This is a genomic window from Streptomyces sudanensis, assembly GCF_023614315.1.
GTDB lineage: Bacteria > Actinomycetota > Actinomycetes > Streptomycetales > Streptomycetaceae > Streptomyces > Streptomyces sudanensis.
The window spans coordinates 3172236-3198415 of the sequence record NZ_CP095474.1 but is presented as its reverse complement, the minus strand read 5'-3'; the positions used below and the strand labels follow the sequence as shown (position 1 = coordinate 3198415).

27 protein-coding genes, 1 tRNA gene and 1 pseudogene are annotated in these 26180 nt (G+C 68.9%); 10 read left to right on the top strand and 19 right to left on the bottom strand.

The genetic code is table 11. From position 1 onward, the window contains the following. The first annotated feature begins 313 nt into the window (after nt 1-313). The gene (locus MW084_RS14905; protein WP_255129612.1) at nt 314-1399 is read left to right on the top strand and encodes a helix-turn-helix transcriptional regulator; all 1086 of its coding nucleotides are present in this window, start codon (nt 314-316) and stop codon (nt 1397-1399) included. A gap of 113 nt (nt 1400-1512) precedes the next feature. Here the strand turns inward: MW084_RS14905 and MW084_RS14900 are convergent, their stop codons facing one another. The 4 genes from MW084_RS14900 to dnaK all read right to left on the bottom strand — a co-directional run bounded on the left by MW084_RS14900 (nt 1513) and on the right by dnaK (nt 5727). Beyond that, entirely contained in the window at nt 1513-1965 is a 453-nt protein-coding gene (locus MW084_RS14900) for a heat shock protein transcriptional repressor HspR (protein WP_010471738.1), read from the bottom strand. 4 nt (nt 1966-1969) lie between these two features. After that, a complete protein-coding gene (dnaJ, locus tag MW084_RS14895; RefSeq protein WP_010471737.1) occupies nt 1970-3145 on the bottom strand; it encodes a molecular chaperone DnaJ in 1176 nt (391 codons plus the stop codon). Between the two features lie 75 nt (nt 3146-3220). Next, nucleotides 3221-3880 (bottom strand): nucleotide exchange factor GrpE, encoded by a 660-nt coding sequence (gene grpE / locus MW084_RS14890; RefSeq protein WP_010471735.1) that lies wholly within the window; start codon nt 3878-3880, stop codon nt 3221-3223. Continuing rightward, nucleotides 3877-5727, bottom strand: a complete 1851-nt coding sequence (gene dnaK, locus MW084_RS14885; RefSeq protein WP_010471734.1) for a molecular chaperone DnaK — start codon at nt 5725-5727, stop codon at nt 3877-3879. Before dnaK ends, grpE begins: the two co-directional genes overlap by 4 nt. Before the next feature lie 684 nt (nt 5728-6411). Between dnaK and MW084_RS14880 the strand changes: the two genes are divergently transcribed. Together MW084_RS14880 and MW084_RS14875 are read left to right on the top strand one after the other, a co-directional pair. After that, nucleotides 6412-8691, top strand: coding sequence for a (Fe-S)-binding protein (locus MW084_RS14880; protein ID WP_010471732.1), 2280 nt, complete (start codon nt 6412-6414; stop codon nt 8689-8691). Between the two features lie 177 nt (nt 8692-8868). Continuing rightward, nucleotides 8869-9750, top strand: a complete 882-nt coding sequence (locus MW084_RS14875) for a Yip1 family protein (RefSeq protein WP_010471731.1) — start codon at nt 8869-8871, stop codon at nt 9748-9750. Nucleotides 9751-9818: 68 nt separating this feature from the next. Here the strand turns inward: MW084_RS14875 and MW084_RS14870 are convergent, their stop codons facing one another. The 3 genes from MW084_RS14870 to MW084_RS14860 all read right to left on the bottom strand — a co-directional run bounded on the left by MW084_RS14870 (nt 9819) and on the right by MW084_RS14860 (nt 11164). Further along, nucleotides 9819-10316, bottom strand: coding sequence for a phosphoribosyltransferase (locus MW084_RS14870; protein ID WP_010471730.1), 498 nt, complete (start codon nt 10314-10316; stop codon nt 9819-9821). A 2-nt stretch (nt 10317-10318) separates the two neighbouring features. Further along, nucleotides 10319-10894 (bottom strand): dCTP deaminase, encoded by a 576-nt coding sequence (gene dcd, locus MW084_RS14865; protein ID WP_010471728.1) that lies wholly within the window; start codon nt 10892-10894, stop codon nt 10319-10321. A 90-nt stretch (nt 10895-10984) separates the two neighbouring features. Further along, the gene (locus tag MW084_RS14860; RefSeq protein ID WP_010471726.1) at nt 10985-11164 is read right to left on the bottom strand and encodes a hypothetical protein; all 180 of its coding nucleotides are present in this window, start codon (nt 11162-11164) and stop codon (nt 10985-10987) included. Between the two features lie 219 nt (nt 11165-11383). Here MW084_RS14860 and MW084_RS14855 point away from each other — a divergent pair. Then, nucleotides 11384-11457, top strand: a tRNA-Gly gene (locus MW084_RS14855). Nucleotides 11458-11509: 52 nt separating this feature from the next. Here the strand turns inward: MW084_RS14855 and MW084_RS14850 are convergent. From MW084_RS14850 to MW084_RS14805, 10 genes are all read right to left on the bottom strand, one after another. Further along, entirely contained in the window at nt 11510-12667 is a 1158-nt protein-coding gene (locus MW084_RS14850; protein ID WP_010471724.1) for a tyrosine-type recombinase/integrase, read from the bottom strand. Continuing rightward, nucleotides 12667-12879 carry an excisionase family DNA-binding protein gene (locus MW084_RS14845; RefSeq protein WP_010471723.1) on the bottom strand — a complete coding sequence of 71 codons (213 nt, stop codon included), beginning with the start codon at nt 12877-12879 and terminating at the stop codon, nt 12667-12669. Before MW084_RS14845 ends, MW084_RS14850 begins: the two co-directional genes overlap by 1 nt. Beyond that, nucleotides 12876-14234: a replication initiator gene (locus MW084_RS14840; RefSeq protein WP_010471721.1), complete on the bottom strand. Its 1359-nt coding sequence runs from the start codon at nt 14232-14234 to the stop codon at nt 12876-12878. The genes MW084_RS14845 and MW084_RS14840 overlap by 4 nt, the downstream gene beginning before the upstream one ends. 151 nt (nt 14235-14385) lie before the next feature. Continuing rightward, the gene (locus MW084_RS14835; protein ID WP_010471720.1) at nt 14386-14631 is read right to left on the bottom strand and encodes a hypothetical protein; all 246 of its coding nucleotides are present in this window, start codon (nt 14629-14631) and stop codon (nt 14386-14388) included. 25 nt (nt 14632-14656) lie between these two features. After that, nucleotides 14657-14851 carry a hypothetical protein gene (locus MW084_RS14830; protein ID WP_010471719.1) on the bottom strand — a complete coding sequence of 65 codons (195 nt, stop codon included), beginning with the start codon at nt 14849-14851 and terminating at the stop codon, nt 14657-14659. 15 nt (nt 14852-14866) lie between these two features. Further along, nucleotides 14867-15058 (bottom strand): mobile element transfer protein, encoded by a 192-nt coding sequence (locus MW084_RS14825; RefSeq protein WP_010471718.1) that lies wholly within the window; start codon nt 15056-15058, stop codon nt 14867-14869. A gap of 12 nt (nt 15059-15070) precedes the next feature. Continuing rightward, the gene (locus MW084_RS14820) at nt 15071-15718 is read right to left on the bottom strand and encodes a DUF2637 domain-containing protein (RefSeq protein ID WP_010471717.1); all 648 of its coding nucleotides are present in this window, start codon (nt 15716-15718) and stop codon (nt 15071-15073) included. Nucleotides 15719-15804: 86 nt separating this feature from the next. Beyond that, nucleotides 15805-17181 carry an FtsK/SpoIIIE domain-containing protein gene (locus MW084_RS14815; protein ID WP_010471716.1) on the bottom strand — a complete coding sequence of 459 codons (1377 nt, stop codon included), beginning with the start codon at nt 17179-17181 and terminating at the stop codon, nt 15805-15807. Continuing rightward, on the bottom strand, nt 17181-17534 hold the full coding sequence (locus MW084_RS14810) for an SCO3933 family regulatory protein (RefSeq protein WP_029553587.1): 354 nt from the start codon (nt 17532-17534) through the stop codon (nt 17181-17183). Before MW084_RS14810 ends, MW084_RS14815 begins: the two co-directional genes overlap by 1 nt. A 165-nt stretch (nt 17535-17699) precedes the next feature. Continuing rightward, a complete protein-coding gene (locus MW084_RS14805; RefSeq protein WP_010471713.1) occupies nt 17700-18488 on the bottom strand; it encodes a GntR family transcriptional regulator in 789 nt (262 codons plus the stop codon). A gap of 107 nt (nt 18489-18595) precedes the next feature. Here MW084_RS14805 and MW084_RS14800 point away from each other — a divergent pair, with 107 nt between their 5' ends. The 3 genes from MW084_RS14800 to MW084_RS14790 all read left to right on the top strand — a co-directional run bounded on the left by MW084_RS14800 (nt 18596) and on the right by MW084_RS14790 (nt 19822). After that, nucleotides 18596-19003, top strand: a complete 408-nt coding sequence (locus MW084_RS14800) for an NUDIX hydrolase (protein ID WP_029553586.1) — start codon at nt 18596-18598, stop codon at nt 19001-19003. Between the two features lie 46 nt (nt 19004-19049). Further along, a complete protein-coding gene (locus MW084_RS14795; RefSeq protein ID WP_029553585.1) occupies nt 19050-19481 on the top strand; it encodes an ATP-binding protein in 432 nt (143 codons plus the stop codon). Nucleotides 19482-19648: 167 nt separating this feature from the next. Beyond that, nucleotides 19649-19822 carry a hypothetical protein gene (locus MW084_RS14790; protein WP_275563631.1) on the top strand — a complete coding sequence of 58 codons (174 nt, stop codon included), beginning with the start codon at nt 19649-19651 and terminating at the stop codon, nt 19820-19822. A gap of 439 nt (nt 19823-20261) precedes the next feature. Here MW084_RS14790 and MW084_RS14785 read toward each other — a convergent pair whose 3' ends face one another. After that, nucleotides 20262-21473 (bottom strand): hypothetical protein, encoded by a 1212-nt coding sequence (locus tag MW084_RS14785; protein WP_158684338.1) that lies wholly within the window; start codon nt 21471-21473, stop codon nt 20262-20264. Between the two features lie 651 nt (nt 21474-22124). Between MW084_RS14785 and MW084_RS14780 the strand changes: the two genes are divergently transcribed. The 3 genes and pseudogenes from MW084_RS14780 to MW084_RS14770 all read left to right on the top strand — a co-directional run bounded on the left by MW084_RS14780 (nt 22125) and on the right by MW084_RS14770 (nt 25256). Next, a complete protein-coding gene (locus tag MW084_RS14780; protein ID WP_078572178.1) occupies nt 22125-22838 on the top strand; it encodes an endonuclease VII domain-containing protein in 714 nt (237 codons plus the stop codon). Between the two features lie 75 nt (nt 22839-22913). Then, nucleotides 22914-23758: pseudogene (locus MW084_RS14775) on the top strand (IS5 family transposase). 409 nt (nt 23759-24167) lie between these two features. Beyond that, nucleotides 24168-25256 carry an IS630 family transposase gene (locus tag MW084_RS14770; protein ID WP_255128825.1) on the top strand — a complete coding sequence of 363 codons (1089 nt, stop codon included), beginning with the start codon at nt 24168-24170 and terminating at the stop codon, nt 25254-25256. Nucleotides 25257-25596: 340 nt separating this feature from the next. Here the strand turns inward: MW084_RS14770 and MW084_RS14765 are convergent, their stop codons facing one another. Further along, nucleotides 25597-25740, bottom strand: coding sequence for a hypothetical protein (locus tag MW084_RS14765; RefSeq protein WP_275563630.1), 144 nt, complete (start codon nt 25738-25740; stop codon nt 25597-25599). Nucleotides 25741-26180: the final 440 nt, after the last annotated feature.

Below are 26180 nucleotides of genomic sequence, written 5' to 3'. Positions count from 1 at the left end.
GATCCGGCGCTCTCCCACGAGGGCTCGCGCGGGCTCGACGGGGCGACCTCCCACGAGGGCTCGGACGAGCCGGCCGGTCCGAGTTCCCACGAGGGCTCACCTGCGACGACACTGCCCGAGGACACCGTTTCCCACGACGGTTCGCCGCTGAGGTCGACGACACCGCACGCGGCCGCCGCGGCGACAGCTATGACGCTAAGTGCACGAACCATCCTGGTCATGGACGATCTCCACCTCTTTTTGTCCTTACCTCCTCCCCCGCGTCTACGACGATGGCTCACTCCGAACGCTTCCACCAGCCGATACAGGCATCATGTTCCTGAAATACAGGACCCTGAGGGGGGTGCAGATGCGGTCGAAGGCGGACAGTCCGGAAACCGAGCACAGTCACGACGAGCTGTGTGAAGCCGGAAAGCACCTGTACGCGGCCGCCCTGCGCGCCGGCCGGATAGCCCGCTCCGAGGTCGACGCGGCACCCTGCCTCATCGACCTCGCCCTGCTGCACCCGGATCCGGACGACCCGCAGTGGCTGCGCCCCGTCCCCCCGTCCATTGCCCTCAACCAGCTGATCCACCCCATCGAGCGGGAGATCCAGCAGCAGCGGCAGCGGGCGCTGTCGCTCACCGACGCGTTCGAGCCGTTCATGACGATCACTGCGGCGACCCCCTGCACGAGCGACGCGATCAACGTCCTCGAAGGGCTCGCCGTCATCAACGCCGAACTCGACCGCGTGACGGAGGAGTGCGCGGTCGAACTCCTCACGATCCAGCCCGGCAGCGGGCGCAGGCCCGAGAACGTCAAGGCCGCCCTGCGCCGGGTGGAACCCCTCCTCGGCCGCGGTGTCCGGATGCGGACCCTCTACCAGCACACGGCCCGGCACCACTCGGCGACCATGGGATACGTCGAGCGGATCACCCCGTACGGCCTGGAGGTGCGCACGCTGGAGGAGATCGTCGACCGGTTGATCATCATCGACCGCAAGGTGGCCTTCATCCCGGCCCGCAGCGACCGCCAGGTCGCGCTGGAGCTGCGCCACGAGGGGCTCGTCCAGTACCTCGTCGGCGTCTTCGACCAGTTCTGGCAGCACGGCATCCCCTGGGAGGAGGAGGTCGTCACGTACGCGCCCGCCCTCAACGGGATAAGCGGCATCCAGCGCTCCATCGCCAAGCTGCTCGTCGAGGGCCACGTCGACGAGGCCATCGCCCGCCGCCTCGGCATGAACGTCCGCACCTGCCGCGCCCACATCGCGAAGCTCGCGTCCACGCTCGGCAGCGGCAGCCGCGCCCAGCTCGGCTACCTCATCGCCCGGTCCGGCATCCTCGACCAGGAGCAGGGCCACGACCACTTCCCGGACCCGGAGGCGGGCCGGGACCGGGAGCAGGTGCGCGGGCACGGCTGACCCGCCGCCCCGCCACGGCCCCTCCGGCGCCCGGCCAGGCATGCGTGAGGCCCCCTCCGGAGAAGGGGGCCTCACACGGGTCCGCCGGTGCTCCCGGCGCCTTCCTCCGGGGGCTACTCGCCGCCGCGCCTGCCGGCCGGCCGCCACACCACCAGGGCGCTGGTCTGCTGGACGTCCTGATAGGGCACCAGATCACGCCGGTACGAGGCGTGCACCTGCGCCTCCCGCTGGCGCATCGCCACCGTCGCGCCCTCCAGGGCCGCGGTCAGCTCCGCCACGCGGGCCTCCAGCGCGGTGACCTGGTTCTCCAGCTCGATGATCCGCTTGATCCCGGCCAGGTTGACGCCCTCGTCCTGCGACAGCTGCTGCACCTGCCGGAGCAGCTCGATGTCGCGGGCCGAGTAGCGCCGGCCCCGGCCGGCCGTACGGTCCGGGGAGACGATCCCCAGCCGGTCGTACTGGCGCAGCGTCTGCGGGTGCAGCCCGCTGAGCTGCGCCGCCACCGAGATGACGTACACCGGGGTCTCGTCGGTCAGTTCGTACGGGTTGCGTCGACGTGCGTCCATCGCCTCAAGCCCCCTTCGCGGCTTGGAACAGATCCGCCCGCGGGTCCTCGTCCGCGGTGGCTCGACGGTACGCCTCCAGAGCCTCGCGCGCCTTGTCGTCCAGCTTCTTCGGTACGGCGACCTCGACCGTGACCAGCAGGTCGCCGCGCGTGCCGTCCTTGCGGACCGCGCCCTTGCCGCGGGCCCGCATCGTACGGCCGTTGGGGGTGCCCGGGGGGATCTTCAGCGTGACCGGAGGCCCTCCGAGGGTCGGCACCCTGATCTCGCCGCCGAGGGCCGCCTCCGGATACGAGACGGGCACGGTGACGGTGAGGTTGTCGCCCCTGCGGCCGAAGACCGGGTGCTCGCCGACGTGGACGACCACGTACAGGTCGCCGGCCGGGCCGCCCCGCTCGCCGGGCGCGCCCTTGCCGCGCAGCCTGATCCGCTGCCCGTCGGAGACCCCCGCCGGGATGCGGACCTGCATGGTGCGCGAGGACTTGGCACGTCCGCTGCCGCGGCACACCTCGCACGGGTCCTGGGCGATCAGTCCGCGTCCCTTGCAGTCCAGGCACGGGTCGGTCAGCGAGAAGCCGCCGCCCGAGCCGCGCGACACCTGGCCGGTGCCGACGCACGTGGGGCAGACGCGGGGCGTGCCGTTCTTGTCGCCCGTGCCGGAGCACGCCCGGCAGGGCTGCTGGCTGGACATGCGCAGGGGGACGGTGGCCCCGTCGACCGCCTCGGTGAAGCTGAGCGTCACCTCGGACTCGACGTCCTGGCCGCGGCGCGGCTGCGTACGGGTGCCGGCGGTGCCGCCCCGGTTGAACAGGCCGCCGAAGACGTCCCCGAGCCCGCCGCCGAAGCCGCCGGCACCGCCCGTCCCGCCCTGGCCGCCGAACAGGTCGCCCAGGTCGAAGTTGAACGTGCCGCCCTGGCCGCCGGGGCCGGGCCGGAAGCCGCCGTTGCCGAAGAGGGCGCGTGCCTCGTCGTACTCCTTGCGCTTCTTGGGGTCCCCGAGGACGTCGTTCGCCTCGGAGACCTCCTTGAAGCGGGCCTCCGCGGCGGCGTCGCCCTTGTTGGCGTCCGGGTGGAACTCGCGGGCCAGCTTCCGGTACGCCTTCTTGATCTCGGCTTCGGTGGCGTCCTTGGGGACGCCGAGGACCTTGTAGTAGTCCTTCTCGACGAAGTCCTTCGTGCTCATCGACGTCCCTCCTCCCGGACGGTCACCGCGTCGGGTCCGGGGCCGGCGGTCCCGCGACCGCCGGCCCTGCGGCCGTCAGCCCTCCTCGGGGCCACCGCTCTCCTCGTCGGCCGGCTGCTCTTCCTTCGAGGCCGGCGCGGCGCCCGGCTGGGGCTCGGCGACGGCGACACGCGCGGGACGGATGGTCCGCTCGCCGATCCGGTAGCCCGGCTGGAGGATCGCCACGCAGGTCGTCTCCTCCACGTCCGGCGCGTACGAGTGCATCAGCGCCTCGTGCACGGTCGGGTCGAAGGGCTCGCCCTCCTTGCCGAACTGCTGGAGGCCCATCTTCGCGACGGTGGCCTCCAGCGACTCGGCGACCGACTTGAAGCCGCCGACCAACTCGCCGTGCTCCCGCGCCCGGCCGATGTCGTCGAGCACGGGCAGCAGTTCGGACAGGAGGTTCGCGATGGCGACCTCCTTGACCGCGACCCGGTCCCTTTCGACTCGGCGGCGGTAGTTCTGGTACTCGGCCTGGAGCCGCTGGAGGTCGGCGGTGCGCTCGGCGAGCGCGGTGCGGACCTGGTCCAGCTCGGCGGTCAGGCCGATCGACTGGTCCGTCTGGTTCGCGTCCCCGGCCGGGGCCGCCGCGCCCTCCTCGGTGGAAGGGCTCTCGGCGGTCTCGGCGGCGTCGTCGGAGGTGGCGCCGGAGGGGACGTCGGGCTTCTCCTCGAACCCCGGGGTCTCCTCCGTCATGCGGCCCCGCCCTTCGGCTTCTCGTCATCGACGATCTCGGCGTCGATCACGTCGTCGTCGGCTTTGGCGCCGTCGGCGTCCGCCTGGGCGCCGCCCGCCGCCTGGCCGGCCGCCTGGGCGTCGGCGTACATGGCCTGGCCGAGCTTCTGGGAGACGGCCGCGACCTTCTCGGTGGCGGTGCGGATCTCCGCGGTGTCCTCGCCCTTCAGCTTCTCCTTGAGCTCGTTCACCGCCGTCTCGACCTCGGTCTTGATCTCGCCCGGGACCTTGTCGGCGTTGTCGGCGAGGAACTTCTCGGTCTGGTAGACGAGCTGCTCGCCCTGGTTGCGCGTCTCGGCGGCCTCGCGGCGCTTGTGGTCCTCCTCCGCGTACCGCTCGGCCTCCTCGCGCATCCGGTCGACCTCGTCCTTCGGGAGCGAGGAGCCGCCGGTGACGGTCATCTTCTGCTCCTTGCCCGTGCCGAGGTCCTTGGCCGTGACGTGCATGATGCCGTTGGCGTCGATGTCGAAGGAGACCTCGATCTGCGGGACGCCGCGCGGGGCCGGCGGAAGGCCGGTCAGCTCGAACATGCCGAGCTTCTTGTTGTACGCGGCGATCTCGCGCTCGCCCTGGTAGACCTGGATCTGCACCGACGGCTGGTTGTCCTCCGCCGTGGTGAAGATCTCGGAGCGCTTCGTCGGGATCGTGGTGTTCCGCTCGATGAGCTTGGTCATGATGCCGCCCTTGGTCTCGATGCCGAGGGACAGCGGGGTCACGTCGAGGAGCAGGACGTCCTTGACCTCGCCCTTGAGGACACCGGCCTGGAGCGAGGCGCCGATCGCCACGACCTCGTCCGGGTTCACGCCCTTGTTGGCCTCCTTGCCGCCGGTCAGCTCCTTGACGAGCTCGGCGACGGCGGGCATGCGGGTCGAACCGCCGACGAGGACGACGTGGTCGATCTCGGAGAGCTGGATGCCCGCGTCCTTGATGACGTTGTGGAACGGGATCTTGCAGCGCTCGAGCAGGTCGGCGGTGAGCTGCTGGAACTGGGCGCGGGTGAGCTTCTCGTCCAGGTGCAGCGGGCCCTCGGCGGACGCCGTGATGTACGGGAGGTTGATCGAGGTCTCGGTGGACGAGGACAGCTCGATCTTCGCCTTCTCGGCGGCCTCGCGGAGGCGCTGGAGCGCCATCTTGTCCTTGGAGAGGTCCACGCCGTGGCCGCTGTGGAACTGCTTGACCAGGTAGTCGACGACGCGCTGGTCCCAGTCGTCGCCACCGAGGTGGTTGTCGCCGTTGGTGGCCTTCACCTCGACGACGCCGTCACCGATCTCCAGCAGCGAGACGTCGAAGGTGCCGCCGCCGAGGTCGAAGACGAGGATCGTCTGGTCGTCCTTGTCGAGGCCGTACGCCAGGGCAGCGGCGGTGGGCTCGTTGACGATGCGCAGGACGTTCAGGCCGGCGATCTCGCCGGCCTCCTTGGTCGCCTGCCGCTCGGAGTCGTTGAAGTACGCCGGGACGGTGATGACCGCGTCCGTGACCTTCTCGCCCAGGTACGCCTCGGCGTCCCGCTTCAGCTTCTGCAGGATGAACGCGGACATCTGCTGCGGGTTGAACTTCTTCCCGTCCAGCTCGATCTTCCAGTCCGTGCCCATGTGGCGCTTGACCGAGCGGATGGTCCGGTCGACGTTGGTGACGGCCTGCCGCTTGGCGACCTCACCCACGAGGACCTCGCCGTTCTTGGCGAAGGCGACGACGGACGGCGTGGTCCTGGCGCCCTCGGCGTTGGTGATGACGGTGGGCTCGCCGCCTTCCAGAACGCTGACGACGGAGTTAGTCGTGCCCAGGTCGATGCCGACCGCACGTGCCATTTCGATTCCTCCAGCTGACTTGAGCGGAACAGACTCAAGGATGCACCAGCCGCCTGCCCCCGTCAACAGACCTGAGCCGATCCGGCTCAACTTTTATCCGGCTCTTATACGCAATGCATGGCGCATCGAGCCGCCGCGCGGACGTCCCCAGCCCATCCTGCTGCACATCAGGTGATTCTCACCGCTTTAACCCTCTCTACACCTCTTGCCGGATTTACCCATCAGGTCACCCGGAACGGCTGCCACCACCCCGCCACGACCCCCCGGAACGGCCGGGTGCCGCGCCACGCCCCCGAACGCATCCCGGATCCGGCCCCCGGCCCGCTCCGCACTCCTCGCCCTCGCCGCACCCGCGCCCCTCGTCGCCGCGACCGTCCGCGACCCGCGCCACCCGCCCGGCGATGTCCTCCTACGAGAGACCGCGACCGGCCCGCACGGCCGGACCCTCACCCCGCGCACCCCGCCCGTACGCCCACTGCCCCTGGACGCGCCGTCACGGTCGCCCCGCGCCGTACGGGGCGAGATGCCGCCGGCCGCGGGCGGCGGCCCGGCGCGCCTGAGCGACGCAGATCACCGCGTACGCGGCTACAGTGCGGCGGAATAACTGGGTACGCTCGACAGCGAACCCAATAAGTTACCGCTTAGTAGTGCCGAACTCCCACCTCGCAGGCCCGAGGAGCCCCCATGCAACTCGCCGCGATCATTGTGTCGCTGACCCTGACCGTGGTCGGCGTTGCGCTCTTTGCCCGAGCGATCGCGCACATCTACCGGTTCGTCAGGCTCGGCCAGCCCGTGCCGGCCGGCAGCCGCACCGACGACTGGAAGGCCCGGACCGCCACCGTGGTCCGGGAGTTCCTCGGCCACACCCGGATGAACCGCTGGGGGATCGTCGGCTTCGCGCACTGGTTCGTCGCGATCGGCTTCCTCACCCTGCCGCCCACCCTGGCGCAGGCGTACGGGCAGCTCTTCCGGGCCGACTGGACCCTGCCGGTCGTCGGCGGCTTCCTGCCGTTCGAGATGTACACCGAGGCGATCGGCCTGGCCACCGTCCTCGGCATCGCCGTCCTGATCGTGATCCGGCTGCTGAGCCTGCCGTCCCGGCCCGGCCGCAAGTCGCGCTTCGCCGGCTCCAAGGCCTGGCAGGCGTACTTCGTCGAGTACGTCATCCTCACCATCGGCCTGGTCATCCTGGTCCTGCGCGGCCTGGAGGGCGCGCTGCACCACGTCGACTCGTACGACCCGGCCTACTTCGTGTCGTACCCGCTCGTCCTCGCCTTCGACGGGCTGAGCACCGGCACCCTGCAGAACCTGGTGTACCTCGCTGCCATGGTGAAGATCAGTGTCTCCCTGATCTGGATGATCACGGTCTCGCTCAACACCAACATGGGCGTCGCCTGGCACCGCTTCCTCGGCTTCCCCAACATCTGGTTCAAGCGCAACGCCGACGGCGGGACCGCGCTGGGCGCCCTGCTGCCGATGACGTCCGGCGGCAAGGAGATCGACTTCGAAACCGTCTTCGACGACGAGGAGGGCGCCGAGGAGACCGTCTTCGGCGTCTCCCAGGTCGAGCACTTCTCCTGGAAGGGCATCCTCGACTTCTCCACCTGCACCGAGTGCGGCCGCTGCCAGTCGCAGTGCCCCGCCTGGAACACCGGCAAGCCGCTCTCCCCGAAGCTGCTGATCATGTCGCTGCGCGACCACGCGCACGCCAAGGCCCCGTACCTGCTCGCCGGCGGCGGCAAGACCGCGGAGGGCGAGGAGAAGGCGTCCGCCGAGGCGCTGAAGGACGTCCCCGCCTCCGCCCTCGCCGAGGCCGAGCGCCCGCTGATCGGCACCGCCGAGGAGAACGGCGTCATCGACCCGGACGTCCTGTGGTCCTGCACCACCTGCGGCGCCTGCGTCGAGCAGTGCCCCGTCGACATCGAGCACGTCGACCACATCGTCGACATGCGCCGCTACCAGGTGATGATCGAGTCCGCGTTCCCGTCCGAGGCGGGCACGATGCTCAAGAACCTGGAGAAGAAGGGCAACCCCTGGGGCCTGGCGAAGAAGCAGCGCGTCGAGTGGACCAAGGAGGTCGACTTCGAGGTCCCGATCGTGGGCAAGGACGTCGAGGACCTCTCCGAGGTCGACTACCTGTACTGGGTCGGCTGCGCCGGCGCCCTGGAGGACCGCGCCAAGAAGACCACCAAGGCCTTCGCGGAGCTGCTGCACATGGCGGGCGTCAAGTTCGCGATCATGGGCGGGGACGAGAAGTGCACCGGCGACTCCGCCCGCCGCCTGGGTAACGAGCCGCTGTTCCAGCAGCTCGGCCAGGAGAACGTCGCGATGCTGAACATGGCGTTCGGCGAGGACGAGGACGAGCCGTCGACGAAGAAGCCGAAGTCGGCGAAGAAGATCGTCGCGACCTGCCCGCACTGCTTCAACACGATCGCGAACGAGTACCCGCAGCTCGGCGGCGAGTTCGAGGTCATCCACCACACGCAGCTGCTCCAGCACCTCGTCGACGAGGGCAGGCTCGTCCCGGTGACCCCGGTCGACGGCCTGATCACCTACCACGACCCGTGCTACCTGGGCCGGCACAACAAGGTCTACACGCCGCCGCGCGAGATCATGTCCGCCGTCCCCGGCCTGCGCCAGCAGGAGATGCACCGCCACAAGGAACGCGGCTTCTGCTGCGGCGCCGGCGGCGCGCGGATGTGGATGGAGGAGCGCATCGGCAAGCGCATCAACACCGAGCGCGTCGACGAGGCCCTGTCGCTCAACCCGGACATCGTGTCCACGGCCTGCCCGTTCTGCCTGGTCATGCTGACGGACTCGGTGAACGGCAAGAAGAACGACGGCCAGGCCAAGGAGTCGCTCCAGGTCGTGGACGTGGCGCAGCTCCTCCTGGAGTCGGTCAGGACCCCGAAGCCCGAGGCCCCGGCGTCCGACGCGGCCCCGGAGCCCGAGCCGGCGAAGTAACGCCGGCGCCCGGCGGCGCGCCACGGCGGGGCGGCCGGACCGACCACCACGGGTCGGCCCGGCCGCCCCGCCGTTCCCGCACCCGCGTCCGCCCGGGATGTCACAGCTCGGCAGCAAACAGGGCCCGCCGCAAGGCCGGTTACGCCCGTACGGACGTAACCGGGTACGTTCGTAGACGTGGCTGGATTCAGGATCGGACGCGGCCGGGGCAACCGCACCCCGCGCCAACAGGGGCAGCAGCCCCCGCACCCCCACCAGGGGCCGTACGGCAACGGCGAGGCGCCGCCGTACGCCCCGCCGCAGCAGTGGCCGAGGGACGACCGCGCGCACGGCGAGCCCGAGTACTTCGGCGACCCGTACCACCAGCAGGCCGCGCCGCACCCGCACCACCCCCGGCAGTCCCACGCGTCCCACGCGCACACCGCGAACAACCCTGGCCACACCCAGATGTTCAGCGTGCACGAGGACCCGTACGGGCCGCCGGAGACCCACCGCGCGGACCCCGCCGCCCCCTCGGGGCCGCGCCTGCCGTGGCAGCGGCTCCTGACCGGCATCGTGGTGCGCCCGGGCGCGACGTTCTGGCAGATGCGCGACCACGCGGTCTGGCTGCCGGCCCTGACGGTCACCTTCGTCTACGGCCTGCTGGCACTGTTCGGCTTCGACAAGGCCCGCGAGGAGACGATCAACTCGACCCTCTCGACCGCGGTGCCGGCGGTCCTGCTCACCGGCGTCATGTTCGTCGTGGGCGGCCTGATCCTCGGCGCGGTGACGCACACCCTGGCCCGTCAGCTCGGCGGCAACGGGGCGTGGCAGCCGACGGTGGGCCTGTCGATGCTGATCATGGCGATGACGGACGCCCCGCGCCTGCTGTTCGCGATGTTCCTGGGCGGGGAGAACGGCCTGGTGCAGGTGATCGGCTGGCTGTCGTGGCTGGCGGCGGGCGCGCTGTTCACGTCCATGGTGAGCAAGTCCCACGACCTGCCCTGGCCGAAGGCCCTGGGCGCGTCGGCGATCCAGTTGGTGGCGCTGCTGTCGCTGATCAAGCTGGGAACGCTGTAGGAACCGCGCCGACCGGCGCGAAGGGGGAGCTGCCCGCGGGCCGCTCCCCCTTCCGCGTTCCCGCGCCCTCAGGCGTCGAGGACCTGCCCGGAGCGCCGGACCACGGGCCCCTCGACGCTCCAGGGGAAGTTGATCCAGTCGTCGGTGCGCTTCCAGACGTACTCGCACTTCACGAGGGACTGGGGCTTCTCGTAGATGACGGCAGACCGGACCTCGGCGACATGGCCGAGGCAGAAGTCGTGGACGAGCTTCAGGGTCTTCCCGGTGTCGGCGACGTCGTCGGCGATCAGGACCCTCTTGTCGCTGAAGTCGATCACGTTCGGGACGGGCGCGAGCATCACCGGCATCTCCAGGGTGGTGCCGACACCCGTGTAGAACTCCACGTTCACGAGGTGGATGTTCTTGCAGTCGAGCGCGTAGGCGAGGCCACCGGCCACGAAGACGCCGCCGCGGGCGATGGACAGCACCACGTCCGGCTCGTAGCCGTCGTCCGCGATGGTCCGGGCCAGTTCGCGCACCGCGCGCCCGAAGCCCTCGTAGGTGAGGTCCTCCCGTGCACCGCTCATGCTCACACCTGCGTCCGATGGAAGTTCTGGAAGGACCGCGAGGCCGTCGGGCCGCGCTGCCCCTGGTACCGGGACCCGTACCGCTCGCTGCCGTACGGGAACTCGGCCGGCGAGCTGAGCCGGAACATGCACAGCTGGCCGATCTTCATCCCCGGCCACAGCTTGATCGGCAGGGTCGCGAGGTTCGACAGCTCCAGGGTGACATGCCCGGAGAAACCGGGGTCGATGAAACCCGCGGTCGAGTGGGTGACGAGGCCGAGCCGCCCGAGGGAGCTCTTCCCCTCCAGCCGGGAGGCGATGTCGTCGGGCAGGGACACGACCTCGTACGTCGAGGCGAGCACGAACTCCCCGGGGTGCAGGATGAACGCCTCGTCCCCGTCCGGCTCCACCAGCCGGGTGAGGTCGACCTGCTCGACGGCCGGGTCGATGTGGGGGTGGCGGTGGTTCTCGAACACCCGGAAGTAGCGGTCGAGCCGCACGTCGATGCTCGAGGGCTGGACCATGGATTCGTCGTACGGGTCGATCCGCACCCGTCCGGATTCGATCTCGGCCCGGATGTCCTTGTCTGAGAGAAGCACGCCCCGAGGATACGCAGAGCGCGCGGGGCCGCCCCAACCGGACGGGCGCCCGCGCGCCTCCCACCAGGGGTGACGGAGCCGTACGGGCCGTCAGCCCCGCTCGGCCGCCGCCCCCACGGGCACGGCGTGCCGGAGCCGCGCGCACCGGGGGCAGCGCAGGAGCCGCCCGGGCCCGATCCGCCCGGCCCCGAGGTTCTGCATCGGGAACGTCGCGGTACTGAACACGTGCCCCTCGGCACACCGGACGACGGTTCGCTCCATGAAGTCCATCAGGCCCTTTCCCCAGCAAGCGGTGGACGAGACAGCCACATTAGGGGATCAACGGGACACCGCTCCAGGCGGCACCCCGGCCTTCACCCTATGCCCCAACTCCCGTCCCCCAAGCGCCGGATCCCCGGCGCCCGACACACGAAGACCCCACGGCGCGACACACCGAGGGGCGGATGGGGTAAAGTGAGCGGCGATGCGGCCCGGACCTCCGGCCGCTGTGCGGGTGTAGTTTAATGGTAGAACATGAGCTTCCCAAGCTCAGAGCGCGGGTTCGATTCCCGTCACCCGCTCCATAGCGAAGGCCCTGGTCATGGGGCCAGGGCCTTGTCTGTTGTCTGGACCACGCTAGGCGTCGCGCACCAGATCCGCACCAGATGACGGATCGGCGCCCTTTCGGCGGGCGGCCCGCACGAGGTCGTCGAGCCCCCTTGCAACCTCCTGCTGCCGGGTCAGGTCCGAGTGCTGGTAGATCAGCGCGGCCTTCTCCGACGACTGCCCCGCGCGGACCATCGTGTCCTTGAGCGTGGCGCCCGAACGGGTCGCCAGGGTGTGGCCGGTGTGGCGAAGATCGTAGAAGCGGAAGCCGTCCGGCATGCCGACTGCGGCACGGGCGCGGCGCCACTTCCGGCCGAAGGTGGAGCGGCGGAACGGCTTGCCCTTCTCCCCCACGAACAGCAGCCCCTCCGGCCCCTTCTCCGCGTACCAGTCGAGATGGCGCCGGAGGTCGGCCCGGAGGAAGGCCGGCAGGACGACGACCCGCCTTCCGGCTTCGGACTTGGTGGGCCCTTCCGCACGCTTGCCGGTGGTCAGCTCGGGCGCGGCACGGCGTACCCGGATGGTCATGGCGTCCAGGTCGACGTCCTTGCGGCGCAGCTCGGCCTGTTCCTCCGGGCGCATGGGCCCGTAGGCCCCGAGGAAGACCATCAGCCGCCAGCGGGGCCCGACGGCGTCGGCGAGCGCGTCGACCTGGTCGACGGTGGCGATCTGCCGTTCGGCGGCGGCCTCCTTGCCCGCGCCCCGGATGCGGCACGGGTTCCGGCGGATCAGCTCGTCGTCGACCGCGGTTTCCATGATGGCCTTCAGGAGCCGGTACGCCTTGGCAACGGTCGTGGCACCCGTGGCCTTGAGGCGTTCGGTCCGCCAGGTGCGGACACGCGGGGCGGTGATCTCGTCGAGGTTCAGGTCCTCGAAGGCGGGGAGGAGGTGCAGCCGGAGGAGGCGCCGGTACAGCTCGTCGGTCGTGGCGGCGAGCCCGCGTTCGTCGACCCACTGGAGGGCGTACTCCTTGAAGTTCACGGCGCCCGCGTCCGGGTCCTGCCAGTTCCCGCGCGACAGGTCGGCTTCGATCTGTGAGAGCCAGACCTCCGCGTCCCGCTTGGTCGCGAACGTCTCGGGCGAACGGAATTCCTGCCCGTCCGGCCCCTGGTAGCTCGCGGTCCAGCGACCGGAGCGGTACTGACGTACGGCACCGAACCGACGCCGGGTGCCCTTCTTGTTCCCCATCAGGCCGCCCTTCCATAGCGGGAGCGCCGGCGGCGGATCGGCTGGACGGTGTTGCCCTCGATGTACGCCTCCAGGACCCGCGCCGGTATGCGGACGTGGCGGCCGACCTTCACGAAGGTGATCCGGCGTTCCGCGATGAGCCGCCGGGGGAAGCGGGTGGTGGTGCCGAGGCGTTCGGCGGCCTGCTCGACGGTCAGGAGGACGTCACTCACGACCGGTCTCCTTTCATGGCGTACAGGGCTTCACGGGCGGTTTCGCTGTTGGGCTGGAGGTCCCGGGCGAGGGACGCGGAAAGCCACTCTTCGGCGGGGCCGAGACCGGTACCGGCGTAGGCCCAGTGGGCGAGGACGTACGTCGTCTCCTCCCGGCCGTCCGGGTCGTCGCCGGCCGGGCGTCGTTCGTCGGGTAGGGAGGCGAGCGCCTGTGCGCGGCGCCATGCGGCGCGGGCGTCGCGGAGGGCGCCGAGGGTGGTGGAGTAGCGGCGGGACTTGGTGGAGAAGTGGCCGCGGAAGCCGAGCATGTGGGCCCAGGCGCGCAGGCGGAGGTGTTTCAGGTCTTTGTGGGCGCCGAGGGTCCAGGCGGTGCGGATGAGGCGGCGGGCGTGGTCGCTGATGTCGAGTTGGGCGAGTTCGGCGGCGAACTTCAGCGGCCGGTCGAGGGCGCCCGTCGCCGTCTCGGCGCCCTTGGTGGCGTACTTGGCGATGTAGGCGGCCACGGCCCGTTCGGTCAGTTCCCGGCCGCCGTCGAAGTCGACCGAGCGGATCGTACGGATGTCGAGCTGTCGGCCGAAGGCGAAGGTGTGGGCGCGGCCGTCGACGACCGGGCCGTCGACGCGGACAGCGGTGGCGGCGGCCCGGATGGCGTCGGTCAGCAGTTCGGCGGTGGCCCAGGCCGGAGGCGGGGAGTCGCCACCGTCGGGGCCGTCGATGCGGATGACGGCGTGGAAGTGGACGGCGCCGCGCTTCTGGTACTCGGCAACCTTGGCGAAGGACACCCGCGCGTGTTCGCGGAAGGCCCGTTGGGTGAGGCCGGCGCGCTTGGCGACCTCCCGGCGCAGATAGATCGAGAAGCGTCGCCACAGCGGACCGGCGTGCGCGTTCCACAGCACGGCCGCTTCGTAGTCGTAGGTGTCCGGGTCGAGGGCGGTGCCGAGGACGGCGTCGTCCTGGTCGTGGCGGGCGCCGCAGCGGCAGGGGCGGACCGTGCCGGCCGGGCCGGTGGGACGGTTGTGGACCGGGCCGAAGCCGGGAGCGGTGAAGGTGGCGAAGACCCGCGGATGGGTGGCGACCTGCTCGGGGACGCCCTTGCCGCCGCGCAGTCCGGCGGTGATCAGCTGGAAGGTGTCGCGGCGGTAGACCTCGGCGCAGGCCGCGCAGCGGGTCGTACGCCGGTTGTTGCAGCGCACGAGGAGCTGACCGGCCGGGAGGGCCGACGAGTCGAGGTGGTGCAGGACGCGGCCGATCTCACCGGTCCGGGTGTTCACGTCGTACTCGGTGCGGTGGCCGTCGAGGCGGATCGGGTGCGTGCAGCCGCCGAGTCCGGCGAGTTGGCGCAGGAGCGCGGGCATGGTGCCGAGGGCGGCCAGTTCGCCGAGTTCGCGGAGCGGAGGCGGAGTGGCGCGGGTGATGATGGCTTTCTCCTTCTGGTTCGGCTGGAGGGAGACGGCCCCGGGGCGGCGGATGCTTGGCGGTATCGAGGCCGCCCCGGGGTCCGGTGCGTCAGCGGCGGTGCTGGTCGCGCAGCAGCGAGCGCAGGACCACGGCGGCGACGGCCACGGAGACGGCCGTGACGGCGACGGCCGCCAGGAGCGCGGTCAGCACGACGCCGCCGACGAGGACGGCCACGACCGCTCCGGTGCTGACGGAGACCTGCGGGACCGGACGCCGGACGGGCGCCCGGTCGGCCGTGGTGGGGGTGTGCGCGGGCGGCGGAGTGGGGCTGTCGGGGTACTTGGGCAGGAACACGGCGAAGCTCTCCTTACCTACTCGTCTAGTCATGTGAGCCGTTGATGATGTCCACGCCGGAGCGCGTGCCGGACTCGATGGCCGGGGCCATGAAGGTCTGCGAGAGCCAGAAGCCGAAGAGCGTGATCATGACGACGATCCAGGTGCGGACGCCGAGGAACTTGACCGCTCCCCAGGCGAAGAAGCCGAGGACGACGACGAGCGGCAGGCTGACGGTCACGGTGTGCGGGTCCTTTCAGCGGACGGGGCAGCGGTGGGTACGGGCGGCCAGCTCGGCGGCGGCACGGCTGTCGTAGTCGGCGGAGAAGCCGCAGCGCGGAGCCGTGCAGGCGGCGGCGTGCTTCTCCCGGCCGCGGCCGTCGTAGTACGTGCCGACCTGTACCGGGCCGATGCGGATGACGGAGCGGAAGCGGCGACGGGCGGTCATGCGGGTCTCCTCTCAGAGGTGGGCGGCGATGGCTTCGGCCAGGGGCGCGGGGACGCCGAGGCGGGCGCGCAGGGTCGGGGTGTCGATGGGTGCTCCGGTACGGGCGTGGTGCTCCGCGGCGACCTTGCGGGCGTGTTCGACCAGTGCGGCCGGGACGGCCACGGCGGGCCGCGCGGGTGGTGCTTCCACGGCGTCGGGCCGGGTGGACGGTTCCTCGGGCGGGGGTTCGGAGTCGTCCTCCTGGTCCCCGGTGCCCTCATCGCGCTGGGCGGACTTGGTTTCCTTGTCCGCCGTCGGCGGCGTGGAGTGGGCGAGGAGGGTTCCGCCGAGGAAGGCGACCGCGGGCCAGCCTGCGACGAGGATGCGCAGCCAGGCGGGGACCTCGTCCATGTCGAGCAGGCCGGCGGTGGCGACGTTCGCGCCGAGGGAGGCGGCGAGCGCGATCACGAACCAGCACCACCCGGCAGCTTTCGCCTCACCGGACCGAAGCCGGCGCCAGGCGGCAACGAGCAGCAGGTCGACCGATACGGGGTAGGCCCACGCCTTCCACCCGTCCTGCCCGGCCGCCGAGGCGAGGTCGTGCAGGTGGGCGAAGGACAGCGCGGCGGCGATGACCGCTTGGACGAGCACCGCGTCGACACGGGCCAGGTGGACGCGCATGCGGCGGCTCCTTTTCGGATTCGGGCATGGGAGGGGTAGGGACGTGGCGTGAGACGGTCACGCCGACCGGGTCGGGAAGGGGACGGTCAGCCGGTCGCCGGACGCGGCTGGACGACCGGGGCCGGGGGTTCGACCGGCCGTACGGGCACGTCGGGCCGGAAGGGCTTGAGCGCGGGCAGGTCGGGCACCAGGTGCGCCGCCTTGCGGCAGATGTCGGCGGCCTCCCCGAGGGAGAGGTACGGGGTGCGGATGCGGGACCAGCCGCCGGAGGTGTCACCGGCCACGGCCAGACCCGGCCGTTCGGGCGCGATGGCGCAGGCGGCCATGACCGCCTCGGGGGCGATGTCGCCGAGCGCCATCTTCGCGGAGGCTTCGTCGTTGACGCGGTGGCAGACGCGGCCGGTCAACTGGGCCCGCAGCATGGTCGCCCCCTTGCCCAACTCGGCGCCGAAGCGCTGCCCGCACACCTCCAGGTAGATGCCGGCGGCCCGACCGAGCTGAGCGAGGCGGATGAGCTGGGTGACCATCTCGTCCCGGCGTTCCTCGTCCTTCTTCGTGGCGACGAGGAAGAGTTCTGCCACCTCGTCCACGAACAGCACCACCGGTATGGGCCGTTCGTTCTCCGGCAGGCCCCAGACGTCGGAGGTGATCTCCTCCGCCGGGGTGTCGGGTGCGATGCCCTGCCGGGCCTTGATCAGGTCGTACCGGTCCTCCATTTCCCTCACGAGCACGGGCAGCAGCTCGGCCGCCTGTTCTGGGTCGGTCGCGAGAGCCGACAGTCGGGCGGCGAACGGCGCCAGCTCCACGCCCCGCTTGCAGTCGACGCCGACCAGGGCAACCGGCTGACGGGCGAGGCCGGCGACGAGGTGCCGCAGGTACATGGACTTGCCGGACAGCGTCGCACCGAGGGTGAGTTGGTGCGGGATGGTCCGGTAGTCGCGTACGAAGGGGGTGGCGTCCTCGCGCAGCGCGACGGGCACCTTCAGCAGCCCGGCGTCGATCTTGCGGGGCATCCGCACCCGCCGCAGCACGTCGAAGCCGACGAGCCGGAGTTCGACGACACCCGGCTTGACCGTCCTGACGTACACGGCGTGCACCCCCCAGGCGTGCCGCAGCCGTTCGGCCGAGGCCGCCACGTCCGCCGGTTCCTGCCCCGGAGCGAGCCGCAGCCGGAGCCGTAATCCGGTCGAGGTGGGCCGGATGATGCCCCGGCGGGGCGGTACGGGCCGGACCTCACGGCGAGTGGTGGCCTTGACCGCCAGGACCCGCAGCCGGGAAGGCGCCACGGTCAGGCCGCACGCCTCCATGACCGAGCCGTACGAGCCGAGCAGCCGGACCGTGGAGACCGGCAGGCCGACCGCGGACCAGTAGACCGCCGGATGCTTGGCCCGGGCGTAGGCGGCCCCTCCACCGAGCGCGGCGAGGGGGCCACCCACCTCCAGGAGCGTCGCGAGGTCCGTCATCAGGCGGCCCCCACGGCGGCCGGGAACGGGGCCGGGGTGACGGCGGCGGCACGGAAGGCGATGCCGTGCCGCTGCTGCCCGTTGAAGACGCTCTCCCACGGGCGGGCCACCAGTCCCGGCAGCGAGACCGGCGAGCCGAGGACCAGCCCCTCGGAAACGCCGCTCTCCGGAACCGTGACCTTGATCAGCGACGATTCCCCGTCCTCGATGTAGACGACACCGATCGTCATCAGCGCCTCACCGCTCACGGCGTCCTTGGCGACCTCCCCCGTCTGGCGGTCGCGGACCTTGGGCTCGGGAGCCTCGGTCAGCAGGATCGTCGCGGCCGAGGTCTCCACACGGATGGTACGCAAGACTTCTCCCCATCTACTCGTCTATACAAGATGTGACCTTCGAACCCGATCTCCGGGAACGACGACCACCTTGCCACACAACTTGCCCACTCGTCTATACGAGTATGCCTGTTGGGGTGTACGAGTCCGGAGAAGCACCCCCGCGCACCACCACCGCCCCCGCGATCAGGTCGCCGGGAGCTGATACGACAGGACGTAGGCGTCCGCCGCCATGACCGTGTCGCAGACCTCCACGGGTCGCCCCTCCGTGTCGTACGCGGTCCGGATCAGGTGGATCACGGGCACGCCGGAGGCTAGCCGGAGTGTCTTGACCTCGTCCGGCGAGGGCATCCGGGCGCGGATCTCCTCTTCGAAGTGGTCCAGGCGATGACCCAGCTCCTCAAGGCGGGCGTAGATCCCGCCGGGTCCCGGGTTGGGTTCGGCGATCGGCGTACCGCGCGCGATGTCGAGCGGCAGGTACGAGGTGGCGAACTCCACCGGGCGGCCGTCCAGCAGGTAGCGGCGGCGACGGGCGAGCACGCGGCGCACGGACCCGAGTCGGGTGGAGACGTCCTGGCCGGCCTTCTCCTCCTTGACCTCCAGGCTGTCGACCTGGGGGTGACTGCCGGCCGCGTCCGCTTCCACGATGAACGCGGACTTGCCCTGCTCCCGGTGGCGCCGGGCGAACCGGTCGGAGGCGAGCCGCCGCACGGGCGGCCGTGGTCGCACGAAGACGCCCTTGCCGTGTTCGGCGTGCACGAGCCCTTCCCCCTGGAGGACGGAGAAGGAGTTGCGGACGGTCATCCGGGACACCCCGTAGTGCTCCACGAGCTCGGCTTCCGAGGGCAGCTTCTCGCCCTCCTTGAAACGGCCGCGGTCGATGGCTTCGCGCAACTGGTCGGCGATCTGCCGGAAGACCGCACGATCACTCGTGGGGTCGAGGGCACCCAGCAGGCCGGAGCGGAGGGGGGACACATGTACTCCTTTAGGTATCTAGACGAGTGGGCGAGTGTTGTTGCTACGGTGGAGAGCCTAGCCAGCCGAGAGGGCCGAGGACCGTGAGCACCGACCGTCCGCATTCCGTGAGCGTCGCCGGAGTCATCGTCGACGACCAGGGCCGGGCCCTCCTGATCAAGCGCCGCGACAATGGCCACTGGGAGCCCCCGGGCGGAGTCCTCGAACGCGAGGAGACCATTCCCGAAGCCCTCCAGCGCGAAGTCCTCGAAGAGACCGGTATCAAGATCGCGCTTCCCGCGACCTTGACCGGTGTCTACAAGAACATGACGGGCCTGATCGTCTCCCTGGTCTTCCGCTGCGAGGCCGCCGACGGCACGCCCACCACGGGCGAGGAGACCCGTGCGCTGCGCTGGGCCACCCGTGAGGAAGTCACCGAACTCGCCGACGAGGCGTACGCGATCCGCGTCCTGGACGCACTCGACGCGATATCCCCGCCGGCCGTCCGCGCCCACGACGGAGTGAAACTCGTCTAGCCCGAACCCGCTGCACATGGCGGCCTACCAGCATGAAGGAACTTGTATGCACGAGTATACGAGTATGGCCCGGGTCTGGGGATTGTCTTGCCCAGGTTTCCCCGAAGAGGTCAGCCGGGCCCGCCGCTGGACCCGGGACATCCTGCGTGGATCTCCCCTGGTCGACGACGCCGAGCTGATCGTGAGCGAGCTGAGTGCGAACGCCGTCCTCTACACGGCCAGCGGCTCACACTCCGGCAGCTTCCACCTGGCGGTCGCCGTCTCCCCGCGGGTGGTGGCCCTGTCGGTGACGGACGAGGGAGGAGCCGGTACGGTCCCGAAGGCCCGGAGGCAGGGCGAACGGGCCGAGCACGGCCGGGGCCTGAGCATGGTCAACGCCCTCGCCCACCGGGTCGTCGTCCACGACAACCACGGTGGTTACACGGTCACCGCGGAACTCCTCACCGGAGCCGGCTCCCCGGAAGACCGCCCATGCTGAGGTTCCTACGCCACCGTGCATCGAACGCGGACGGCCCGTTCCTCCCCTACCGGTGTACGGCCGCCGCCTACCCCCTGCACGAGGTCCGCGCCATCCCATTGGGATCACACGACACCGCGAGCCCACGTCTGGCACTGCGCTGGTTACAGGAGCGCACACGGCACGTCGTGGATCAGCTCGACGCTCCTCACGCACAACCGGGCCTGCACTGGCTGACCGACGACACCGAACACGAACGCGCCCTCGCCTACCTGACCACAGGCACCGGCTACCAACTCACCCTTCACGACGAGAGCGCCCGCTACGTCCTCGCGGTCCACCCGACAGGAGCGATGCCGTGAACAGGCCCACCCGCGGCTACTGGTGCGAATGCTGGACCCAGGACCTCACCACCACCGAGGCGCCGATGCTCCGACGCCTACTCGGCATCCCAGGCCAACTGAGTTACAACCTTCTCTACGGGTTCAAGGCCCGCGCACGGCGCGGGCGCGCCGCCTCTGCGGCGCGGCCTGCCTCCTGTCTCCGCCCCGGCTGGCCGCGCCCGGCGGCGCGCTGCATGCATGTATGCGGGCAGAGACAGGAAAACCCTCTGTGGCTGGGGCCGGTCGGCTCCACGGCTTTAGGCAGCCAATTTGGCGCGAGCCTCGAAGATCATGGCCCAAAATCGGGCACTAACGGGCAGGCTCACAAACCTGCCCGATTCGCGGGCCAGCGTAATGGGCCATGATCACTCGCGCCAAATCAGCTCCAGCCCAAAGCCGCTCCGCCGGCCTCCGCACCTCACCAATCCATATTCATCGCTTGCTCAACGTGAGCTGAGGTGCGCGACAGGTGATCCCTGAACTCTGCTTCCCCTTCACTGACCTTCCCCCTGAAAATTTTGAGTGATTCTTCATCCAGGGGAACATCCAAGCCGTATTTCACCCACTCCAGCGAAGCCCACAGCGGACCAGAGCAGAGAAAATCGTCAATCTCATCGAAGAGAGTGCAGAGTTCATCGAATCCCTGATCTCGTTCTGGGAAAATGTGAAATTCCGGCATGTTTGTAACATTCGAGAGGCCGACAGGGATTACGCCGATCCCCTCGACATGAAACCCGACCGCCTGGTGCATTTTATCGAATCCGCCATGACTATACGGATTCCTCCAGACTTCCGCAACTTCCTTAAGCTTCTCCCGCAGCCTTTGGGCTTGCTTGTTTTTATTCCCCGAGAATATGCGGTCATACTTCTCAAACAAGCGCGAACCAATAAAAGAGGCGACGGACTCCTGTCGAGGATTGAAGTCGGTCGAAGGGAGAGTCAATACCAGCGTGTGCTCCAACAAGCTGAAGTAAGCATTTACCATGGCGACGGTTGCATACAATCCCTCGCGTCGGACAGCCATGAAGTGGTTCAACTTTCCGGCTATGAGGGTCCCTGAATCTTCACGTTCCGATGCGCGGGCCAATAGACCATTGCCTGCGTACGCTTCAAGAGCAGCTTCACGGAAATACTTGTACATCCCCTGCAGCTTGTAATACAGGTTCGGAACGGTAACGTTCCCCAGCGCCAGTGCCTGCTGACCCATTAGCGACAGGAGGTTTTTTTCCATCATGCGTCCAGCGGCGGCGACCTTGCCGACTATCTCGCGAGCGCACTTCTCTGAACTTGCGTCCCCATCGGTAGTTTTACCGACGTAAATGCGCGTACCGAACTTTTCCAGACTGATACTGCACTCGCGTCCACGGAAAATGAAAGGGTATTCCCAGGCTAATTTTTCAGCCCTCCCTAGATCATGACATCTTAGGAGAACGCGAAAAGTCATAGCCGCGATCAATGGGACAGGGATTTTTGATGGGTCTACAGGAAACTTGCAACTCGCCTTGCCCGACCTAGCGAAGCCTTCGCGGTCATCGTCGTTCGCTTGAAAATCCCGTAGGGGTCGTCGGCATATTTCAAGTTCGGCTTCAATCGCTTCCGCGATTTCCTCAGCATTGAGCGGCATCGCCATTATGCACGGCCTCCTGTCCGATGATACGGCTGCCTAATAGTAGCCACCTACCGTGTTCAGGCGCACGAACTTTTCATTGAGCGTCCTGGACATCAGCATGGACAGGCTTCTGCCAGCGTGGAAGCGCTCGGGAAGGCTTCCCCTACTTCGAGCCCCTCAGCCGTGATGATGTCGGCGATCCGCTCATCGAGGGGGCGCCGGTCGACCCGCGCGATCGCTCGCCCGGCGCCGGTTCAGCCACGTCCTCCTGCCGCAGTACACCGAACGCGCGGAGGGCAACCCCGCGCAAGACCTCATGCCCGCGCATGACTTCAGCCAGGGATAGAAGCTCAGTAATGTTCCAGTGGACGGTAGGACCAGGTGCCCACGGTGCGCTCGCGCCTCTCGGCAGCGTCGCCTGGCCGTCCAGCGGATCTAGGGCGATCACCGCCGATGACGTCGGCGCTACAGAGCTTTCTGCGGTCCGCCACGGTCTCAAGTCAACGCGCTAAGAAAGGCATCTACTGGTTGGTCGTCGGCTAGCTGCACATCAGTAGTTGATGTTTGCGCGCTTACACAAACACCGATCGTGACAGCGTCAGAACCCGACTGTCAGTGGCAAGTGAGAGAATGCCGGGCGGTCCAACATGTCAGTAGCTAAGGAGTAGTTGGGTGCTAAAGCGTTGCTCCGTACCAGGCTGTGAGCGGCCGTTCGTAGCCAAGGACTACTGCAGGCTTCACTATGACCGGGTTCAGAAGACGGGATCGCCAGACGCCCCCTACCCAGAGTTGGAAGAGAAGGCATGCACCGACTGCAAGATCGTCAAGCCGGTAAGTGAGTACAGCAGAAAGGGGCGCGGCAAGTGGGGGCAGCAGAAGTACCAGTCATACTGCAAAAGTTGCGAGAACGAGCGGAGAAAGGCGCGCCCCAAGACCCTGGAGCAGATCGAGGCCGCCCGGAACTATAGACGAGAGTGGGCGGATCGGAACCGGGAGAAGCTCAATCGGCAGCAGGCAGCGCGCAGGGCCAAGGACCCCGAATTGTACGCTTGGCGAGAGTATAAGAACCATCTTTGGAAGAAGTACCGGCTTACCTGGGAGGAGTACGAGCGGCTCTACCAAGAACAGGCAGGTAAGTGCGCAATTTGTCCTGCGAAATTGGAGGATAACGCCAGGAGGCGCCCAGCCGTCGATCACGACCACGATTCCGGAGTGGTGCGGGGGCTGCTCTGTGACCCGTGCAACAAGGGATTAGGCCATTTCAGGGACAACCTAGCCCTGCTCCGGGCGGCCGTTTCGTACCTTGAGCGTTCCAGCATGGAGCTGGAGTCGAGTCAAGAAGCATCGTTACAAGCCGCAGCAGAAGTCACCGAACAGCGTGGCTGATGCCGGTGGGGGGTGGAGCGAAACACACGGGCGTCTAGGCAGTTTCGTTTGGATCAGTCGGTCGTTGGTCCGGGCGTGTCGTTGACTGATGCGCAGTGGGCGCGGATCGAGCCGTTGCTCCCGGACCGGACGCCGAAGCGGGGTGGCCGCTGGCGGGACCACCGTCAGGTGATCGACGCGATCGCCTTCAAGTTCCAGACCGGTACCCAGTTGGGTGCACCTGCCGGAGAAGTACGGCAACTGGCGGGGCGTCTACAACCGGCTGCGGATGTGGGCCGTCGACGGAACCTGAGAGCGGGTGTTCACCGCCCTGGCGGCCCAGGCCGATGCCGACGAGGACCTGGGCTGGGCCGTGTCGGTGGACTCCACGATCGTGCGGGCCCACCAGCACGCGGCCGGGGCCCGCAAAAGGGGGCCCCGGCCGGCGAACCCGACGACCACGCCATCGGCCGCTCCCGCGGCGGACTGACCACCAAGATCCACCTTGCCGCCGACGGCCATTGCCGGCCCCTGACCTTCCACCTCACCGCCGGCCAGGCCGGCGACGCACCTGCCTTCACCGAGGTGATGGCCCGCCTGCGCGTTCCCCGACAGCGCGGTCGTCCGCGCACCAGACCGGACATGGTCCTGGACGACAAGGCCTGCTCCTCCCGCGAGATTCGCGACCACCTGCGCAGACGCGGCATCCGGGGGTGATCCCGGAACGGGCCGACCAGCAGGCCAACCGGAAGCGGCGCGGACAGGCCGGCGGCAGACCGCCGGCCTTCGACCGGGAGGCGTACAAGCAGCGCAACACCGTCGAGCGGTGCATCAACCGCCTGAAGCAGTGGCGCGGCATCGCCACCCGCTACGAGAAGACCGCGACCATCTACCTGGCCGGACTGCACATCGCTGGCATCTTCCTCTGGTCCGCCCGATGATCCAAACGAAACCGCCTAGCCGGGCTCCACACCGCAGGCATCTTTCCTCTACTCCGCCCGATGATCCAAACGAAACTGCCTAGTTGGCAGGCGCACCCGCCGTCGTGGCTGACTGTCGTGGGCTGAGGTTCGTGCCACAACTGTGCCAGATGCAGCGGTCAGTCACGGTCAACGCCGGTGCACTGCGGTCGAGTAGCCTCCCACTTCGTCGGCAGACGAAGCCCCAGCTCAGCCCGCAGATCACCCAGCCTCTCTCCGAAAGCGGCTGTCAGCCCACCTGGCCCGGCTCGAACGGGCTGGCCCCCTCCACAACGGGCCGGTGCTGCGGGTCTACAGCTGCCGGCCGACGCAGGCAGGGCGATCCTAGTGTTCTGAGTCGTTAGTTCGTTGGCGGTTGTAGGGTTGGGGGATGCCGGGTCCGAAGCCGTTGTCATTGGAGTTGTCCGAGCGCGAGCGCAGGGTTCTGCGGGGCTGGTTGCGCAAGCGGACCGCGGGGCAGGCCCTGGTGCTGCGCGCGAGGATCGTGCTGGCGTGTGCCGAGGGCCGCCCGAACGCGCAGGTCGCGCAAGAGCTCGGTATCTCGCGGGAGACGGTGCGCAAGTGGCGGTCCAGGTTCGCTGCCGACCGTCTTGAGGGGCTGGTCGACGCTCCGCGCTCCGGTGCCCCGCGCCGGATCACCGACGAGCAGGTGGAGTCCCTGGTCGCCCGGACCCTGGACCAGGCGCCCCCTTCGGGGGATTCGCACTGGTCGACGCGGTCGATGGCCCAAGCCGCGGGCATGTCGCAGTCGGCCGTCTCGCGGATCTGGCGGGCGTTCGGCCTCAAGCCGCACATCGTGCAGACATGGAAGCTGTCCACCGACCCGCAGTTCGTGACCAAGGTCCGCGACGTGGTCGGCATCTACCTGTCCCCGCCGGAGAACGCCCTGGTGCTGGCGGTGGACGAGAAGTCGCAGATCCAGGCCCTGGACCGCACCCAGCCGGTGCTGCCCATGTCGCCGACCACGCCGGCGCGGATGACGCACGACTACGTCCGGCACGGCACCACCAGCCTGTTCGCCGCCCTGGACATCGCCTCCGGCTCGGTCATAGCCCAGCACTACCGACGCCACCGCCACCAGGAGTTCCTCCGTTTCCTGAAGACCATCGACGCCGCCGTACCCAAGAACCTGGACCTGCACCTGGTCCTGGACAACTACGCCACCCACAAGACCGAAGCGGTCAAGAAGTGGCTGCTGCGACACCCCCGCTTCCACCTGCACTTCACCCCCACCTCCGCCTCCTGGCTCAACCTCGTCGAGCGCTGGTTCGCCGAGCTGACCTGCCGCAAACTCCGCCGCTCGGCCCACCGCAGCGTCACCGAACTCGAACGCGACATCCGCCGATGGATCAACGAGTGGAACAAGAACCCCAAACCGTTCGTGTGGACCAAGACCGCCGACGACATCCTCGGCACCCTCGCCGCGTACTGCACACGAACTAACGACTCAGGACACTAGGGCAGTGCCGTGCCCTCCCGCACCGGAGTTCGCCGTACGACTGGCGCACCAGAACGGCACCCAATGGAGCGGGGAACCACGGTCAATAGCGGTTCGGTCTGGAGGCGGGACGCAACGGCTCGGGCAGCTGTTGCACCTGGTGAGGGCACCAAGGCGGCTCGAACGACCGGTGATTCCCAGCTGAGGGCTCAGGCGCCGTGGTCACGGACCAGCCGTCGTGCCCAGCTCTGGTCGACGGCACTGGCAGCGTGGTGGAGGTCGGTGGGGGGTACAGCGAGGCACACGCGCGCTTGGTCGGCCGGCGCACCCGCCATCGTGGCTGACTGTCGTCGGCTGAGGTTCACACGGGGGTCCGCCGCACACCGGTGCACGCGATCAGGCTGCTGCCGTCCTCAGTGAGGAACAACATGAAGGCCCAGGAACCATCGGCAGCCATGATCTGCCCCAGACGAACCGGGTACCGATGCCGGCCGAGCAGTTCCATGGCCCGGGCCAGGTTCGTGGTCTCGACACCCCGGCGACGCGTGTACCGCAGCCGACGTGCATACACATGGAAGAGCGACTCAGCAGACGTAGCCCCGTCCCAGACGGCGTGAGAACCACCGCCGCGAAGCGCAGCCAGAGCAGCCACGGACGCCTCGTCACTGCCGACAAGCAGCCGCTCAAGTAGGCCCCGCTCCACCGCCCTCACCCCCACCGGGATCCTGCTGTACAGCAACCGGGTACAGCAACCACAGCAACCGGCCCCGCCCCGTAGCATCCCCGCAGGGCCGATGCGCGACCTGTATGACCGCCAGCGACCGATCTCTGTAGAGCTACGGATCAAAAGGTGCGGCCGTGGTGTGGGCACCATGGCCGCACCAGAAGTGCACCAGATGGAGCGGAGAACAGCGGTCAACAGCGGTTCCCCGTAGGGGCACTACG